Origin of the sequence: Croceitalea vernalis (assembly GCF_031846405.1) — a bacterium.
Lineage (GTDB): Bacteria > Bacteroidota > Bacteroidia > Flavobacteriales > Flavobacteriaceae > Croceitalea > Croceitalea vernalis.
On record NZ_JAVRHU010000004.1, the window covers coordinates 44,094 to 61,388 of the forward strand.

Sequence of the window (17,295 nt, forward strand, 5' to 3'; positions counted from 1 at the left end):
AAACTACTTCTACAATAATTGCTTTACTCTTGTGAAACTGTAGAATACAAATTTTATCAGCAAATGGCTGAAGATAAAAAACCAGCTGAGGCAGCAGAAACTGTTGAGGCAATAAAAGAAACTACCGAAACACTTCAAGAGGTAGTTGAAACCAAAAAAGAAGAAACTCCAAAACAAGATCCAGCAGAATTCTTAGAAAATTTTGATTGGGAGAAGTATGAAGAAGGAATCGAACGTGTTGATGATACTAAGCTACAAGAATTTGAATCGCTTGTAGAGGAAAACTTCGTCGATACTGCTGATGCTGAAGTAGTTGAAGGTCATGTTGTGCATATGACTGATCGTGAGGCTATTATTGATATCAATGCGAAGTCTGAAGGTGTTATTTCTTTAAATGAATTTAGGTATAATCCTGATTTAAAGGTTGGTGATAAAGTAGAAGTACTTATTGACATCCGTGAAGATAAAACAGGTCAGTTAGTTCTTTCTCATAGAAAGGCACGAACTATTATGGCTTGGGATCGTGTAAATGCAGCTCATGATAAAGAAGAGATTGTAACAGGTTTTGTGAAATGCAGAACTAAGGGAGGTATGATTGTAGATGTTTTCGGTATCGAAGCATTCTTGCCAGGTTCGCAGATTGATGTGAAACCTATTCGTGATTACGATCAGTATGTTGGTAAAACAATGGAATTTAAAGTAGTTAAAATCAATCACGAATTCAAAAACGTTGTAGTATCACATAAAGCTTTAATCGAGGCTGATATTGAAGAACAGAAGAAAGAAATAATCGGTCAACTTGAAAAAGGACAGGTATTAGAAGGGGTTGTTAAAAATGTAACTTCTTACGGGGTCTTTATTGATTTAGGTGGTGTAGATGGTCTTATTCACATTACTGACCTTTCTTGGAGTAGAATTAATCACCCGAATGAGGTTGTTGAGCTTGATCAGAAATTAAATGTTGTTATCCTTGATTTTGATGATAATAAATCGAGAATTCAATTAGGTCTTAAACAATTAGAAAAGCACCCTTGGGATGCTTTAGGTGATGAAATTAAGATTGGTGACAAAGTAAAAGGTAAAGTTGTTGTTATAGCTGATTACGGAGCCTTTATCGAAGTTGCTGAAGGAGTAGAAGGATTGATTCATGTTTCTGAAATGTCATGGTCAACACACCTACGTTCAGCACAAGACTTTGTTAAAGTTGGTGATGAAGTCGAGGCAGTTGTTCTTACATTAGACAGGGAGGATAGAAAAATGTCATTAGGTATTAAACAAATGACACCAGATCCATGGACGGATATCACCTCTAAATATCCTGTAGGTTCAAGACATAAAGGTATTGTAAGAAACTTTACAAACTTTGGTGTATTTGTTGAAATGGAAGAAGGGATTGATGGTTTAATTTATATCTCAGATTTATCTTGGACTAAGAAAATCAAACATCCTTCTGAATTTGTTAATGTAAGTGACACTTTAGAAGTTGAGGTATTGGAGTTGGATGTTGAAGGCAGAAAGTTAAGCCTTGGACATAAACAAACCACGGAAAACCCTTGGGATAAATATGAAACAGAATTTGCTGAAGGGACCTTGCATAAGGCGGCAGTATCTGATATCGTAGATAAAGGTGCAACCGTTGTCTTCAATGACGATATTACAGGATTCATTCCTTCTCGTCATATGGAAAAAGAAGATGGTAAGAAAATTACAAAAGGAGAAGAAGTTGAATTTAAGATTATTGAATTTAACAAAGACTTCAAAAGAGTTGTCGCAAGTCATACAGCTTTATTTAGAGAGCAAGAAGAACGCAATGTAAAAGCTGCCAAAAAGAAAATGGCTGCTTCAGCTGATGCTGCAGCAACTACTTTAGGTGATGCTAACTCTGCTCTTCAGGCCTTGAAAGAAAAAATGGAAGCAGGTTCTAAGAAAAAGTAACCAATTTCATTTCATCTGAAAACAAGCCCTTGATGACATCATCAAGGGCTTTTTGTTTAGATTCAAAATGCTTCTTTTATAATTTCTTATTTTTGTAACCCAATATGCATTGGTTGTAGAGCCTATGAGTCAAAAAGTACTGCTTTCCGCAAAAGAAATTCATATCATACTTCATCGTTTGGCTTGCCAATTATTGGAAAATCATCTTGACTTTTCTAACACAATTTTAATAGGAATTCAACCGAGGGGAGGTTTTTTGGCGAAAAGGCTAACAAAGATTTTAAAAGAGGATTATGGAATCAAGAACATTAATCTTGGTTTTTTAGACATTACTTTTTATCGAGACGATTTTAGACGAGGGGATAAAACGTTGGAGGCCAGCAGCACGAATATTGATTTTATTGTCGAAGACAAAAAAGTAGTATTTATTGATGATGTTCTATACACTGGACGAAGTATTAGAGCGGCTTTAACAGCAATGCAATCATTTGGGAGACCTTTAGAGATTGAGTTATTAACTCTAATTGATAGAAGATTTAGTCGTCATCTACCTATTCAACCTAATTATCGTGGCAGACAAGTAGATGCAATAAATAATGAAAAGGTAAAGGTTATGTGGGAAGAAAATGAAGGAGAAGATACCGTTTATTTAGTAAGTAGATAGTTTATGAGTGAATTGAGCGTCAACCATTTATTGGGAATTAAATATCTAAACGAACTGGATATTGACCTCATTTTTGAAACTGCAGATCATTTTAAGGAGGTAATCAATCGCTCTATTAAAAAAGTACCGACACTTCGCGATATTACAATTGCAAATATATTTTTTGAGAATAGCACTCGAACTAAGTTGTCTTTTGAATTGGCAGAAAAAAGGCTTTCAGCTGATGTGATTAATTTCTCCGCTTCTCAATCTTCTGTAAAAAAAGGTGAAACGCTTATTGATACGGTCAATAACATTTTATCAATGAAAGTTGATATGGTGGTAATGCGTCATCCTAACCCAGGTGCAGGTATTTTTCTATCTAAACATGTAAATGCATCAATAATTAATGCAGGCGACGGTGCACATGAACACCCTACCCAAGCACTTTTAGATTCTTATTCAATTAGGGAAAAGTTGGGTGATGTTGGAGGTAAAAATGTTGTTATAGTAGGGGATATATTGCATTCAAGGGTAGCCTTATCAAATATTTTTGCTTTGAAACTACAAGGAGCTAATGTCAAAGTATGTGGCCCTAAAACATTAATTCCAAAGTATATTACTACATTAGGTGTAGCGGTCGAAACAAATTTAATTCAAGCATTGGAATGGTGCGATGTGGCTAATATGCTTCGTGTCCAAAATGAACGAATGGATATTAGCTATTTTCCGACAACACGAGAATACACTAAGCAATTTGGAGTTAATAGAAAAATTTTGGAAAATCTAAATAAGGAAATAGTAATCATGCATCCAGGGCCTATTAATCGTGGAGTTGAAATTACTAGCGATGTAGCGGATTCTGGACAGTCTATAATTCTTGATCAAGTAGAAAATGGCGTTGCAGTTCGTATGGCGGTTATTTATTTACTTGCATCTAAAATTAAATAATATGGTTTTCGATAAGATGGGAACAACCATAATAGTTTCTCAAAAGGAATCGTCTATAAGTGTTTTTTTTGATAATTTCAAAGAAAAATATGAGACTATTAATAGTGATAATGTAATCGTAGATCTTACTTTTTTTAAAGAATTGAAGACAACCCAAATTTTAAAGTTTTTAGATATTTCAAATGAACATCGGAATTCAAATAAATCATTTGTTTTGGTCAGCGATGTTGTCTCTTTCGAAGACATACCAGAAGAAATATGCTTAGTACCGACCATTCAAGAGGCGAAAGACATCATTGAAATGGAAGAGATAGAACGAGATTTAGGTTTATGAAATTAAATATTCTCGGTTGTTATTCCGCAACACCACGAACTCTTAATAATCCTACTGCTCAAATACTTGAAATAAAGAATCATTTGTTTTTAATCGACTGTGGAGAAGGAACACAAGTCCAATTAAGAAAGAGCAAACTTAAATTTTCTCGTATCAAGCGTATTTTTATTTCGCATCTTCATGGGGACCATTTTTTTGGCTTACCAGGATTAATTTCAACATTCAGGTTATTAGGAAGAGAAGCAGATTTGCATATTTATGGTCCAAAAGGGATTAAAGAAGCAATAACTTTGTTATTGAAGCTTGGAGATTCTTGGACTAATTATCGATTGTTCTTTCATGAATTAAATTCAAAAGATTCTGAACTAATTTTTGAAGACGATAAAGTTACAGTACATACAATTCCTTTAACACACCGCGTTTACACTAATGGGTTTTTATTTAGAGAAAAACCTGCCTCTAGATCTCTTAATGTTGTAGCGGTTGATAAATACGCAATCGATAAAAGTCAATTTACTAATATCAAGAAAGGTAAGGATGTAACTTTGGATGATGGTTCAAAAATCTCTAATGCAGAATTAACATTTAATCCACCAAAAACAAAAAGTTATGCTTTTTGCAGTGACACCATGTATCAAGAAAGTATTGTCCCTCAGATAAAAGAAGTTGATCTTTTATATCATGAGGCTACGTTTTTAGATACGGAACAACATCTATGCTTAAAAACTAAACATTCTACAGCGAAAGAAGCAGCTACCATTGCTAAGAAAGCTAATGTTGGACAACTGGTATTAGGTCATTATTCCACCCGTTATAAATCACTGGAGATGTTTAAAGAAGAAGCCCAAATGATTTTTGACAACGTTCTTTTAGCGGAAGACGGACGAACTTTTGAAGTATAGCCTTGTAGCAACTAATTCAACATAGATTTTATCTTCTCCCTTCTTTTGTTGAACTTTGTTGGACTATGCAAAAAGATTTAAGCGACTACAGAAAATCATACGAAAAAAGCGAATTAACTGAAGATTCTATTGTTGAAAATCCTATAGAATTATTTCAAAAATGGTTTTTTCAAGTGGAAGCCGCCGGGGGTTCTGACGAGCCAAATGCAATGACAATCTCAACTATTGGATTAGATGGTTTTCCCAAGAACCGAGTTGTGTTAATGAAGAAGTTCACTCATGAAGGTTTTATTTTTTATACAAATTACCATAGCGAAAAGGGAAAAGCCATAGCAAATAATCCATCTGTTTGTTTATCATTTTTTTGGCCAAATTTAGAAAGACAAGTTATTATTAAGGGAAAAGCAGGCAAGATAGCGAAGAATTTATCTGATGGTTATTTTGATTCAAGACCACTAGGAAGTCGTTTGGGTGCAATGGCATCTAATCAAAGTGAAGTAGTAGCCTCTAGAGAAGTTCTCGAAAATCGATTAAAAGAATTAGAAGAAGAATATGCTAATAAAGAGCTAGAGCGACCAGATTTTTGGGGTGGATATATAGTGAAACCAGAATCTATTGAATTTTGGCAAGGTAGACCAAATAGATTACATGATAGATTGCGATATAAACTACAAAAAGATTTTAATTGGAAGATTGAACGCCTGCAACCCTAAGTATTATGAAAACAATTACGTTTATTCGTCACGGTAAATCTTCTTGGGATTATCAGGTTAGCGATTTGGATAGACCTCTAAAAGAACGAGGTATAAATGATACTAAATTAGTTGCTGAGGAATTTAAAAATTCCGGATACACAGTAGATTTTATTTACTCAAGTCCTGCAAATCGGGCCTTACATACTAGTATGATTTTTACAAGAGTACTTGATTTTGAGCTTAATAACTTCAAAGTTCGTAAAATGCTTTATGATTTTTCCGGAGAAAGTGTTTTGAAGTTTATAAAGTCCATTGAAGATAAGTATCATCATATTTTGATATTTGGTCATAATTACGCCTTCACAACACTTGTAAATACGCTTGGAGATACCTATATTGAAAATGTTCCAACTGCCGGTTTAATTCAAATAGAATTTGATATTCATAATTGGTATGCTCTGCAAAAAGGAAAAACTATAAAGACGATACTTCCAAAAGAATTAAGATAATATGATAAAACCTAAAAACGATTATATAAATAGGGAAATCAGCTGGTTGCATTTTAATGATCGCGTACTGCAAGAAAGCGCTGATAAAGATGTTCCATTAATTGAGAGATTACGTTTTTTAGGAATTTTCAGTAATAATTTAGATGAGTTCTTTAAAGTTCGATATGCCACCGTAAAACGTATTGTTGATGTTGGTAAATCTGGTAAAAGCGTTCTAGGTGGTGAAAAAGCTAAGGACTTACTTGAAGAAATAACCAAAAATGTCATTCAATTACAAGCTAAAAGCGGTAAAATTCTGCAGCAAATTGAGAAAGAATTAGCCACTGAACATATTTATATAATTGATGAAGGAGAGGTAAATGAGTCTCAGGCCGCGTTCGTTAAAGACTATTTTTTAAAAGAAGTTAACCCTGAGTTAATCACGATTATTTTAAATAACCTCAATGAATTTCCAACTTTAAAAGATACAGCGGCCTATTTAGCGGTTCGAATGGTCTTGAAAGGAGATGATAAGTTAGAAATTACTGAGAATGGAATGCAATATGCACTTATCGAAATTCCTAAACGTCTACAACGTTTTGTAGTGCTATCTGAAGATAATGGAAAAAATTACATTATGATGGTTGATGATGTAATTCGTTTTTGTTTAGATCAAATTTTTACCATGTTTGAGTTTGATGATATTTCGGCTCATATGATAAAAATAACACGTGATGCAGAACTTGATATGGATAACGATTTAAGCAAAAGTTTTATTGATAAAATCTCGTCAAGTGTTGAACATAGAAAGATTAGTGATCCAGTTCGATTTGTATATGATAAGGGAATAAAAATGGATACCCTTCGATTTTTGAAGGGTAAAATGAATATTGAGGAGACCGATAGTGTAATTCCTGGTGGCAGATATCATAATCGAAGAGATTATATGGGTTTTCCTAGCCTCGGTAGGTCAGATTTGCAGTATAAAAAAATAAAACCTCTTTTAGTAGAAGATTTTCATTTAAATGAGAGTATTCTAGGTCAGATTGCGGTTAAGGACTATATGGTTTATACACCATATCAGAATTATTCTTACGTCGTGAACTTTTTGAAAGAGGCTGCTTTAGATCCACAGGTTAAAAAAATAAAACTAACCATTTATAGACTTGCTAATAATTCTCAAATTGCCGCTGCTCTCATTAATGCCGCCAAGAATGGGAAAGAAGTAACAGTGCAAATTGAATTACAGGCAAGATTTGATGAACAGGCCAATATTAAATATGCTAATCAGTTTCAAGAGGAAGGGATTAAGTTGATTTTTGGTATTCCTGGATTAAAAGTACATACAAAAGTTTGCTTTATAGAGCGGGAAGAAGAGAATGGAATTAAACGTTACGGCTTTATTAGCACAGGTAATTTTAATGAATCTACTGCTAAAATATATACAGATTATACTTTGTTTACAGCTCATGATGCAATCCTAAAAGAAGTAAATAAAGTATTTGATTTCTTTGAAGTTCCTTACAAAATAAATAAATACAAGCATTTAATTGTATCTCCACATTATACAAAAAACGTATTTTCTAAATTGATTGATAATGAAATTGCTAACGCTTTGGTTGGTAAAGACGCATTTATCAAAATTAAGATGAATAGTTTTACTTCGTATAAAATGGTGGACAAATTGTACGAAGCTAGTAGAGCTGGTGTAAAGGTTCAATTAATTATAAGGGGCATTTGTTGTTTAATTCCAGGTGTTGAGGGAATGAGTGAAAATATTGAAGCAATAAGTGTGGTAGATAAATTCTTAGAGCATCCTAGAGTATTTATTTTCGGTAACGATGGCAATCCCAAGGTATATATTTCTTCTGCAGATTGGATGACAAGAAATCTTGACTATAGAGTAGAAGTAGGTTGTCCAATTTATGATAAGGATATCAAACAAGAAGTTTTAGATACCTTTCAAATTTCTTGGGACGATAATATCAAGGCTAGAGTTTTTTCTTCAAAACACGATAATGCATATAAAGATGATAATAAAGCTAAGGTGCGCTCTCAATTTGCTATATATGATTACTATAAGAAAAAAGTTGAAGCTTAGTTTTTAACCATGAACGGATTCACCTTTACCAAGATTTTTCATAATCTTGGCTTCATACTTTAGCAGTTCTTGCCATTTTTCATCTACTTCTTTTCGGTCTCCGTATTGTCTTGCAAATTTTAAAAACATTGTATAATGGCCGGCTTCACTTACCATTAGTCTATGATAGAAATCTGCTAATTTTTTATCTTCTAATTCTTCAGATAATAATCTAAAACGCTCACAACTACGAGCTTCGATTAAAGCAGCATATAACAAACGGTGGATTAATTGAGTTGTTCGACTACCTCCTTTCGGGAAAAACTTGAGTAACTCAATTACATAAAAATCTTTTCTATCACGACCTAATGTATTACCACGTTCAAGTATTAAGTCGTGAACCATTTTAAAATGTCCCATTTCTTCTCTAGAAAGAGCTATCATTTCTTTAGTCAATTCGGTGTACTCTGGGAATGAAACTATTAGGGAAATAGCTGTACTTGCCGCCTTCTGTTCACAATAAGCATGATCAGTTAAAATCTCATCAATATTTTTTTCAACAATATTGACCCATCTTGGGTCAGTAGGTAATTTGAGTCCGAGCATTTATTATTGTGTTTTTTCTAAACCAAATATACATGTTATAGCTGTTTTACGGCAATATATAGCAGTAACTATAGTTATCTTTGTATTGCGTAGTACTTAATAACAAGGTTTTAAAATGCCCTATTCAAATTCAATAAAATCTCTTTCAAAAATATTTGAAGCAAGTATTAATAGCAATTCAAAAAACTGGTTAAAAACCAGGTTAAATGAGACTATTAAAGAATGCTCTACTAAAAAGCTCTACTTAACATATACCTTGTGCAGTTCAAATATTGAGCAAGGAGATATTGATTTTAATGAAAATAGCGATGATGAAATCGAAAATTATCTTAAGAGTAAAAAAGCAAATACTCTAGAGTTAGCACGAATCTTTTTGTTGGTAAAAGTATTGGAAGCTAATGACACTTTTTTTAAAGATAAAGTAATCAATTTAATACAAGTTGCTGATATTTCTGAGCTCGTAACTTTTTTGAATTATTTGGTGTTGTTACCTAATGCCGAAAATTTCAAATTTGTAGGTGTTGAAGCTTTGAGAACAAACATAGCAACCGTTTTTGATGCCATAGCGATGGACAATCCATATCCAAGTTTATATTTTAATGAACAACAATGGAATCAAATGTATTTGAAGGCAGCATTTATGCAGCGTGATTTATCTAAAATATTGGGTATTGACATCCGTGCTAACAAAGAATTAGCAAGAATTATTTCTGATTATGCCCATGAGCGTTGGGCAGCATCACGTGATATTGACCCTCTATTTTGGAGACCAGTTTCTAACTACATTCAGGGCCAATTATTAAGCGATATCGAGCGTCTATTTAAAAGTGATAATCATCTTGAAAATAAAGCGGCAGCATTAGTTTGCTTTAAATCTAAAGATGAAAAAATTCAACAAATGTTAGTAGATTACCCCAAGTTTGAAAAACAATTAAAAAATGGCATCCTAACCTGGGATGATTTGAGAAATTGATTATGGAAGAAAAATTACATTTTATTGACCCACATATTCATATGACATCACGAACTACGGATGACTATGAGGCTATGGCGAAAGCTGGAATTGTCGCAGTTATTGAGCCATCTTTCTGGATGGGTCAACCCAGAACCCAGGTAGGTTCTTTTCAAGATTATTTTAGCAGCTTGGTCGGTTGGGAAGCTTTTAGAGCCAGTCAATTCGGAATTAGGCATTATTGTACAATTGGGCTAAACTCAAAAGAGGCCAATAATGAAGCTTTAGCGGAACAAGTGATGGAATTATTACCACTTTATTTGCATAAAGACAATGTTGTGGCAGTTGGTGAAATAGGTTATGATGATCAGACACCAGCTGAGGATAAATATTTTCGCGAACAACTTGAACTAGCAAAGGAGTTCAATATGATGGTGCAAGTACATACACCACACAGAGATAAAAAGGCAGGTACCATAAAAAGTATGGAAGTATGTTTAGAGCATGGTCTTGATCCAAGTACGGTAATTATTGATCACAACAATGAAGAAACGGTTCAAGAAGTATTAGACAGAGGTTTTATTGCTGCCTTTACAATTTACCCTAAAACAAAAATGGGAAATGAAAGAATGGTAGAAGTTGTAAGAAAGTTTGGTAGCACAAATATCATTGTAGATAGCTCAGCTGATTGGGGTGTAAGTGACCCTCTTGCAGTACCTAAAACCGCAAACCTTATGTTACAAAGGGGAATTAATAAAGAAGATGTTATCAAAACTTGTTATCAGAATGCGCTCAATACTTTTGGCAGGTCTGGTAAAATGAAAGAAGAGCATTGGCTTAACCCTATCTCTATTGACCAGAGAAAACTTTATAATGATAATAGCGTACTTCGTGGGCAAGAACCAAAAGTAGAGGATGATAAAATTGTTTAATGAATTCTAGAATAAAAGGATTCTTACAGTTATGTAGACCTGCTAATTTACCAACGGCTGCTGCGGATATTTTAGCGGGACTTACCCTTGCAGGTTTTTTTGTAAATGATCAGTTTTTGACTCTTAATAAGTCTTGGTTATTAATACTTTCATCGATACTTCTTTATGCTGGTGGTGTTGTATTTAATGATGTTTTTGATTTCGAGTTAGATAAAATAGAGCGTGCTGAACGTCCACTTCCTAGTGGGTTAGTAAAGTATAAAGAAGCCGTGTGCTTTGGATTGATTTTAATAATCATTGGAATTAGTACTTCCTTTTTAGTTGGGGTTATTTGCGGTTATATTGCTTTAGTTTTAACGCTGCTGATTTTAGTTTATGATAGCTATTCAAAGAAATTCAGTTTTTTAGGTCCATTGAATATGGGTTTATGCAGAGGTTGCAACCTTTTATTAGGGATTTCTATTTTTGGAGAGTTTAATAATATTGAGTATGTGATAATTCCAATCATTTATATAGCTGCCATTACAATGGTGAGTCAAGGTGAAGTTCATGGAAAAAATAAAAGGAATATTTTACTGGCAGGAGGCCTATATAGTACTGTTATTTTGTTGCTAGTTTACTTTAATACTACGAAGGCAATTATGACTTTGACAAGTTATTTATTTTTAGTGATTTTTGTTTTAGCAATAGGTATTCCTTTGTTGAGAGCTTATCGACATAATATACCAGTAAACATTATGAAGGCTGTAAAAGCTGGAGTTATTTCCATAATTTTATTAGATGCTGTCATTGCAGTTACATTTTCAAATGTAATTATTGGGCTTTTAGTATTATTACTTTTGCCAATTTCAATGGGGTTGTCAAAAGCTTTTGCTGTTACTTAATTAAGATTTATGAACCTTAGTACTATTTCGCAGACTTTCTCGGTCAACTACGACTACAAGCTATATTTTACCAATGGTCTTTTTAACCCTGAAAACTCTTTATTTATAAATATTCTAAAGAATTATCAAAAAGGGGGTTTAGTGAAAATGATATTTGTAGTTGATCAACAGGTAATTGCTACTAATGAGTATTTGTTGGATAATATAAAAAAGTATGGTAAAAAACATCAAGCGCATATTAATATCAAAGATATAATCCCTGTAATTGGTGGCGAGGCTAGTAAAAATGATAAATCAAATGTTGAACGTATATGGAATTCAATCAATAAAAAAAGCATTTGTAGACATTCGTTTGTAGTGGTTATAGGTGGTGGCGCAGTAATAGACATGGCTGGATATGCTGCTGCAACAGCTCACAGAGGGGTGAGACTAATTCGAATACCTACAACCGTATTAGCTCAAAACGATGCAGCAGTTGGAGTTAAGAATAGTATTAATGCTTTTGAAAAAAAGAATTTTTTAGGAACGTTTGCACTTCCTTACGCTATTATTAATGATCTTGATTTTTTAAATACTTTGGAAAAACGCGATTGGATTGCTGGAATCGCTGAGGCGTTAAAAGTAGCACTAATCAAAGACGAAGACTTTTTTAAGTCTATTGAAAAAAATGCTGAACGTTTAGCGAACAGAGAAATTAAAGCAATGGCACCTTTAATTCATAAATGTGCAGAAATTCATATGCGGCACATTAGTGAAGGTGGAGATCCTTTTGAGAATGGTTCATCTAGGCCGTTAGATTTTGGGCATTGGGCGGCTCATAAGTTAGAGCAAATAACTAACTATGAGCTTAGACATGGAGAGGCTGTAGCTATGGGTATTGCTCTTGATCTAACTTATGCTGAGCTGATTGGTTTAATTGATAAAAATGATTTAGAGAGAATTTTACAAGTATTCAAAACAGTTGGTTTTAACCTAATAATGCCGATCAGTACTATTGATGAAGTAGACAACTTGCTTAGAGGAATTGAAGAGTTTAGGGAACACCTAGGTGGTGAACTAACAATTACCCTAATTTCAGCAATTGGTATAAAATGTGATGTTCATGAGGTAGATAGAGATAAAATGAGAGAAGCTATTACATTACGAAGTTTAAAATCATAAGTAACTTGTCGGTATGTTGATTTCTAATTTATACTATTTAACCTATTGTACAAACATTCATCCTGGTGAGAATTGGAATGTAACCTTTGCAAGTTTAAAAACTAACCTTCCAACGATTAAACAAAGAGTTTCGCATAATCAAGATTTTGGGATTGGTTTGCGCTTGTCAAATAAGGCTAGTGAAGAACTGGGTTTAGAAGAAAACTTAACCGAGTTTAAGAATTGGTTAGCGGAACATAAACTTTATGTTTTTACCATGAACGGTTTTCCTTATGGTAACTTTCATGGTGAGGTAGTTAAAGATAACGTTCATGAACCCGATTGGACAACAAAAGATCGTGTAAACTACACTTCAAGACTATTTAACCAACTCAATCTTTTAGTGCCAAAAGGCGTTTCTGGAGGAATATCCACATCACCTATATCTTATAAGCATTGGTTTAAAACACCATCAGAATTGACAGAAGCCAAAAGAATAGGAGCAGAGAACATGCTTTCAATAGCATTACAATTGTTTAAAAATGAAGAGGACCATGGTAATTATTTACATCTTGACATTGAACCAGAACCAGATGGTATATTAGAAAACAGTAGTGAAGTACTTGATTTTTTTAATGAGTTTTTGCTACCACAAGGTGTGGTTATGTTTAAGAACGAATTTGGTTTTGAAAAACAAAAAGCAATTGATCTTATTAAAAGATATATAACCGTTTGTTATGATATTTGCCACTTTTCATTGGCCTATGAAGAGCCTTCTGAAACTTTTCAGAAATTTAAAAAAGCTGGAATTTTGGTTGGTAAAATTCAAGTAAGTGCAGCTTTAAAGATCTTATTTGATAACGAAAATGATGATATGGTATGGGATGAACTCGCTAAGTTTAATGAGCCAACTTATTTACATCAGGTTACGGAATATAATGAGGGGGTGGTTAAAACCCATTCTGATTTACCTATTGTATTAGAAAACAAAAAATCGGTTAAGGAGTTAAGAGCTCATTTTCATGTTCCAATTTTCTTAGAAAAATTCACAAGCTTATATTCTACTCAAGATCATATTATTAAGACAATTTTATATTTGAAGGAGAATCAAATCTGCAATCATCTAGAGATCGAAACTTATACTTGGGAAGTACTTCCAAAACACCTTAAAAAAGAACTTACCGAATCAATTGTTAGAGAAATTGAATGGTTAAAAGGTCAACTAACATGAATAAAACAGTTGTTATAAATGTAGTCGGTTTAACCAAAAGATTAATTGGAGAACATACTCCATTTATAAAATCCTTTTTAGAAAAGGGTAAAAGTAGCTTCATTAGACCCGTCATACCAGCAGTGACATGTACGGCGCAATCTACATATTTAACAGGAGAATGGCCTTCAAATCACGGTATTGTTGGTAATGGGTGGTATTTTAAAGAAGAATGTGAAGTGAAGTTTTGGCGACAATCTAATAAGCTTGTTCAAGCTCCAAAACTATGGAAAAAGCTTAAAAGTGAAAATGAGAGCTTTACATGTTCCAATATGTTTTGGTGGTATAATATGTATTCAAGTGTTGATTTTAGTTTAACTCCAAGACCAAATTATTTAGCAGATGGTCGCAAATTACCCGATGTTTATTCTTTCCCTTCAAGCCTTCGAGATACTTTGCAAAAAAAACTAGGTACTTTTCCTTTATTTAGTTTTTGGGGTCCCAAAACGTCAATTAAATCAAGTAAATGGATAGCTGATGCAAGTATTGAAACTGATAAAATTCATGACCCGACCTTGACCCTTGTTTATCTTCCACATTTGGATTATAACCTTCAGCGATTCGGAATTGATTTTGATATCATTGCTAATGATTTGAATGAAATAGACAAAGTTGTAAAAGACCTTGTAGACTATTACCAATCAAAGAATTCTGAAATCATTTTACTTTCCGAATATGGAATAACTAACGTTAATAACCCGATTCATTTAAATCGAGTGTTACGTGAAAAGAACTACTTAGCGATTAGAGAAGAGCGAGGGCTTGAGTTGCTTGATGCAGGAGCAAGTGAGGCTTTTGCAGTTGCTGATCACCAAATTTGTCATATATACATCAAGAATCAATTGAATGTTAAAGCGATAAAAGCAATAATAGAAGAAGTTAAGGGGGTTGAAAAGGTTATTGAAAAATCAGAATTGAATGAAATACAATTAAATCATGAGCGCGCTGGTGATTTAGTTGTAATTGCAAATAGCTCATCATGGTTCACCTATTATTTTTGGAATGACGATAAAAAAGCACCCGATTATGCTCGTATGGTAGATATTCACAAAAAACCTGGTTATGATCCTGTAGAAATGCTTACTGATCCAAAAGACAAATTGATAATTTTTAAAATATTTTGGAAACTATTAAAAAAGAAACTCGGTCTTAGAACAGTGCTAAATATAATCCCATTAAACGCTAAGCTTATAAAAGGCTCACATGGGCGAATTCCTGAAAGTAAACAGGATTTTCCTATTTTTATTTCTAACAACCGTGATTTGGAATTTAACGAACAAATTGAACCAACTGCTGTTTTCAATATTTTAGAGCAACATATAAACCATTCAAAATGAAAAAAATTCTAAAGATTTTGGCATTTATTTTCGCCGCGTTGTTCATTTATGCGGCAGCAGTGCAATACAATGACCCTGATGCAACTAAGTGGTATGCTATTTATGGTATGGCAGCATTTGCTTCAATATTGTTTGGATTAGGGAGATTACCTTTGAGATGGTCTATAATTTTAGCTATTTTTTATTTAGGACTTACGGCTTATACTTGGCCCGAAAAATTTGAAGGGGTAACCATTGGCGAAGGTGATATTGTGAATGTTGAAAGAGGTAGAGAAGCATTAGGACTTTTGATAGCAGGCATAATGATGTCTCTTTATACTATTGGTAGTTTCACAAAAACGAAATAAGCTATAAATCTAAATCAAACTCCTTTCGTAGTAAATCTAAAGCAGGGTTCTTTTCTCTAAGTTTTTCATATTTCTCTTCAGGTGTAAAGGCAAACTTTTTTGCCACCTCTTCATTAACCGCAATTTTTAAAGAAATACTATAATTATTGAGCTTTTCTTTTAAATAATTCAGCATTAAACTTTGTTCTCTTTCAACTTCCTTTTTCATCGTAGAATTAGGCAATTCAATAAAGATTACATGATTTTCTTTAAGCTTAGGTATATCAGCTTGAAGATTAGCAGCTAGTATTTTTTTGCCATTATTTTCCAATTCTTGAACAAACTCAGTCCAAAGTTCTTGCATTTTTGACTCTTCAAACTCCTCTTCGGGTAATTGTGTATGGTCTACGATATCAACTTTCGCCTTTTCATGTTCTTTTTTTGCTTTTAGACTTGAGATTGATAGGCCTGAAACTCTTTTAGGAGAAATATTAAGATCAATCTTTATGGGAATGGGCTTATCAATAATCTGAGTATTTTTATCTGTAGAATTTGTAAACTCTGGTGCTGTTGTTTCTATATGATAATCCTCCGGTAAATTTGTTTCTTGAGTTAATTTAGCATCAATCATTTCCGTTATTGGTGCTATAGTAACTTCATTTTTTGGAAAAGTCAAATTAGCGAAATGCGAGGCTGGTATTATGAAATCAGACTTTTTTTTTTCTCCATTAAAAGTAATGGAGGCCAGTTTCATCAGGGTAAGTTCAACCAACAATCGTTGGTTTTTACTTGCTTTGTATTTTAAATCACAATCATTAGCCATGTCCATTGCTTTTAAAAGAAAAAGCTTTGTAATTGCTTTAGTTTGTTCTTGATACTTTTTCTTTGTGGATTCACTTACTTCTAATAAGCTAATAGTTTCAGTGTGTTGGCAAACCATTAAATCTCTAAAGTGTGAGGCTAAACCGGTGATAAAATGATGTCCATCAAATCCTAATGCAAGTGTTTTATTTAAGAGAAGGAGTAATTCGGGAATTTTATTTTTCAAAATTAAATCAGTCACTTCAAAGTAAACATCATAATCTAAAACGTTTAAATTTTCTGTTACAGCTTTTCTTGTTAGGTTTTCTCCCGAGAAACTTACAACTCTATCAAATATTGACAGCGCATCACGCATGGCACCATCCGCTTTTTGTGCTATAATGTGTAAAGCATCATCTTCTGCTGAAATACCTTGTTCATTAGCAATATATTTAAGGTAATTCGCCGCGTCCTTTACTGTAATTCTTTTGAAGTCAAAAATCTGACATCTTGAGAGAATTGTAGGTATGATTTTATGTTTTTCGGTTGTGGCTAAAATAAATATTGCGTGTTTCGGTGGTTCCTCCAATGTTTTCAAGAAAGCGTTGAATGCAGATTGAGATAGCATGTGAACCTCATCGATAATGTAGACTTTATATTTACCTACTTGCGGAGGAATTCGAACTTGGTCTGTGAGATTTCGAATATCATCAACGGAATTGTTAGAGGCTGCATCTAACTCAAAAATATTGAAAGCAAAGTCTTCATCCTCAACTTCTGAACCTTCTTCATTAATTTTTTTAGCTAGGATACGTGCACAAGTCGTTTTGCCCACCCCTCTTGGGCCACAAAATAAAAGAGCCTGTGCTAAATGGTTATTTGAAATTGCACTTTCCAAAGTATTGGTAATAGCTTCTTGCCCCACAACATCTTTAAATGTTTGCGGACGAAATTTTCGAGCTGATACTACAAAGGGTTCCAATACTTAGTTTTTGACTAGTTACAAATATAAAAAGAGC

At 33.4% G+C, this 17,295-nt stretch carries 17 protein-coding genes; 15 read left to right on the plus strand and 2 right to left on the minus strand.

What is annotated here, in order from left to right; translation table 11 throughout:
• Positions 1-63: 63 nt before the first annotated feature.
• The 8 genes from rpsA (at position 64) to ppk1 (ending at position 8,049) form a co-directional block, all read left to right on the plus strand.
• Positions 64-1,935 carry a 30S ribosomal protein S1 gene (rpsA, locus tag RM520_RS13185; protein ID WP_311388313.1) on the plus strand — a complete coding sequence of 624 codons (1,872 nt, stop codon included), beginning with the start codon at positions 64-66 and terminating at the stop codon, positions 1,933-1,935.
• Positions 1,936-2,059: 124 nt separating this feature from the next.
• A complete protein-coding gene (pyrR, locus tag RM520_RS13190; RefSeq protein WP_311386316.1) occupies positions 2,060-2,599 on the plus strand; it encodes a bifunctional pyr operon transcriptional regulator/uracil phosphoribosyltransferase PyrR in 540 nt (179 codons plus the stop codon).
• Between the two features lie 3 nt (positions 2,600-2,602).
• The gene (locus RM520_RS13195; RefSeq protein ID WP_311388314.1) at positions 2,603-3,529 is read left to right on the plus strand and encodes an aspartate carbamoyltransferase catalytic subunit; all 927 of its coding nucleotides are present in this window, start codon (positions 2,603-2,605) and stop codon (positions 3,527-3,529) included.
• A 1-nt stretch (position 3,530) separates the two neighbouring features.
• Positions 3,531-3,863 carry a ribonuclease Z gene (locus tag RM520_RS13200; RefSeq protein WP_311388315.1) on the plus strand — a complete coding sequence of 111 codons (333 nt, stop codon included), beginning with the start codon at positions 3,531-3,533 and terminating at the stop codon, positions 3,861-3,863.
• Positions 3,860-4,765 carry a ribonuclease Z gene (locus RM520_RS13205; RefSeq protein ID WP_311388316.1) on the plus strand — a complete coding sequence of 302 codons (906 nt, stop codon included), beginning with the start codon at positions 3,860-3,862 and terminating at the stop codon, positions 4,763-4,765. The genes RM520_RS13200 and RM520_RS13205 overlap by 4 nt, the downstream gene beginning before the upstream one ends.
• Positions 4,766-4,830: 65 nt before the next feature.
• Entirely contained in the window at positions 4,831-5,478 is a 648-nt protein-coding gene (gene pdxH / locus RM520_RS13210) for a pyridoxamine 5'-phosphate oxidase (RefSeq protein ID WP_311386320.1), read from the plus strand.
• A 5-nt stretch (positions 5,479-5,483) separates the two neighbouring features.
• Positions 5,484-5,969 (plus strand): SixA phosphatase family protein, encoded by a 486-nt coding sequence (locus RM520_RS13215; protein ID WP_311386321.1) that lies wholly within the window; start codon positions 5,484-5,486, stop codon positions 5,967-5,969.
• Position 5,970: 1 nt separating this feature from the next.
• Entirely contained in the window at positions 5,971-8,049 is a 2,079-nt protein-coding gene (gene ppk1 / locus RM520_RS13220) for a polyphosphate kinase 1 (protein ID WP_311388317.1), read from the plus strand.
• 3 nt (positions 8,050-8,052) lie between these two features.
• On the opposite strand, the gene RM520_RS13225 is transcribed toward ppk1, so the two are convergent.
• Positions 8,053-8,634 (minus strand): MiaE family protein, encoded by a 582-nt coding sequence (locus RM520_RS13225; RefSeq protein WP_311386323.1) that lies wholly within the window; start codon positions 8,632-8,634, stop codon positions 8,053-8,055.
• 115 nt (positions 8,635-8,749) lie between these two features.
• Here RM520_RS13225 and RM520_RS13230 point away from each other — a divergent pair, with 115 nt between their 5' ends.
• From RM520_RS13230 to RM520_RS13260, 7 genes are read left to right on the plus strand one after another with little or no spacing between them, the layout of a single operon-like run.
• A complete protein-coding gene (locus RM520_RS13230; protein WP_311386324.1) occupies positions 8,750-9,607 on the plus strand; it encodes an EboA domain-containing protein in 858 nt (285 codons plus the stop codon).
• A 2-nt stretch (positions 9,608-9,609) separates the two neighbouring features.
• Complete coding sequence (locus RM520_RS13235; protein ID WP_311386325.1) at positions 9,610-10,518, plus strand: TatD family hydrolase; 909 nt, start codon at positions 9,610-9,612, stop codon at positions 10,516-10,518.
• A complete protein-coding gene (eboC, locus tag RM520_RS13240) occupies positions 10,518-11,402 on the plus strand; it encodes a UbiA-like protein EboC (protein ID WP_311386326.1) in 885 nt (294 codons plus the stop codon). The genes RM520_RS13235 and eboC overlap by 1 nt, the downstream gene beginning before the upstream one ends.
• A 9-nt stretch (positions 11,403-11,411) precedes the next feature.
• Positions 11,412-12,563: a 3-dehydroquinate synthase gene (locus RM520_RS13245; protein WP_311386327.1), complete on the plus strand. Its 1,152-nt coding sequence runs from the start codon at positions 11,412-11,414 to the stop codon at positions 12,561-12,563.
• A 13-nt stretch (positions 12,564-12,576) separates the two neighbouring features.
• A complete protein-coding gene (gene eboE, locus RM520_RS13250; RefSeq protein WP_311388318.1) occupies positions 12,577-13,773 on the plus strand; it encodes a metabolite traffic protein EboE in 1,197 nt (398 codons plus the stop codon).
• The gene (locus RM520_RS13255; RefSeq protein ID WP_311388319.1) at positions 13,770-15,149 is read left to right on the plus strand and encodes an alkaline phosphatase family protein; all 1,380 of its coding nucleotides are present in this window, start codon (positions 13,770-13,772) and stop codon (positions 15,147-15,149) included. The genes eboE and RM520_RS13255 overlap by 4 nt, the downstream gene beginning before the upstream one ends.
• On the plus strand, positions 15,146-15,496 hold the full coding sequence (locus tag RM520_RS13260) for a transmembrane 220 family protein (RefSeq protein WP_311386330.1): 351 nt from the start codon (positions 15,146-15,148) through the stop codon (positions 15,494-15,496). The genes RM520_RS13255 and RM520_RS13260 overlap by 4 nt, the downstream gene beginning before the upstream one ends.
• Position 15,497: 1 nt before the next feature.
• On the opposite strand, the gene RM520_RS13265 is transcribed toward RM520_RS13260, so the two are convergent.
• Positions 15,498-17,258: a DNA polymerase III subunit gamma/tau gene (locus tag RM520_RS13265; protein ID WP_311388320.1), complete on the minus strand. Its 1,761-nt coding sequence runs from the start codon at positions 17,256-17,258 to the stop codon at positions 15,498-15,500.
• Between the last annotated feature and the right edge of the window lie 37 nt (positions 17,259-17,295).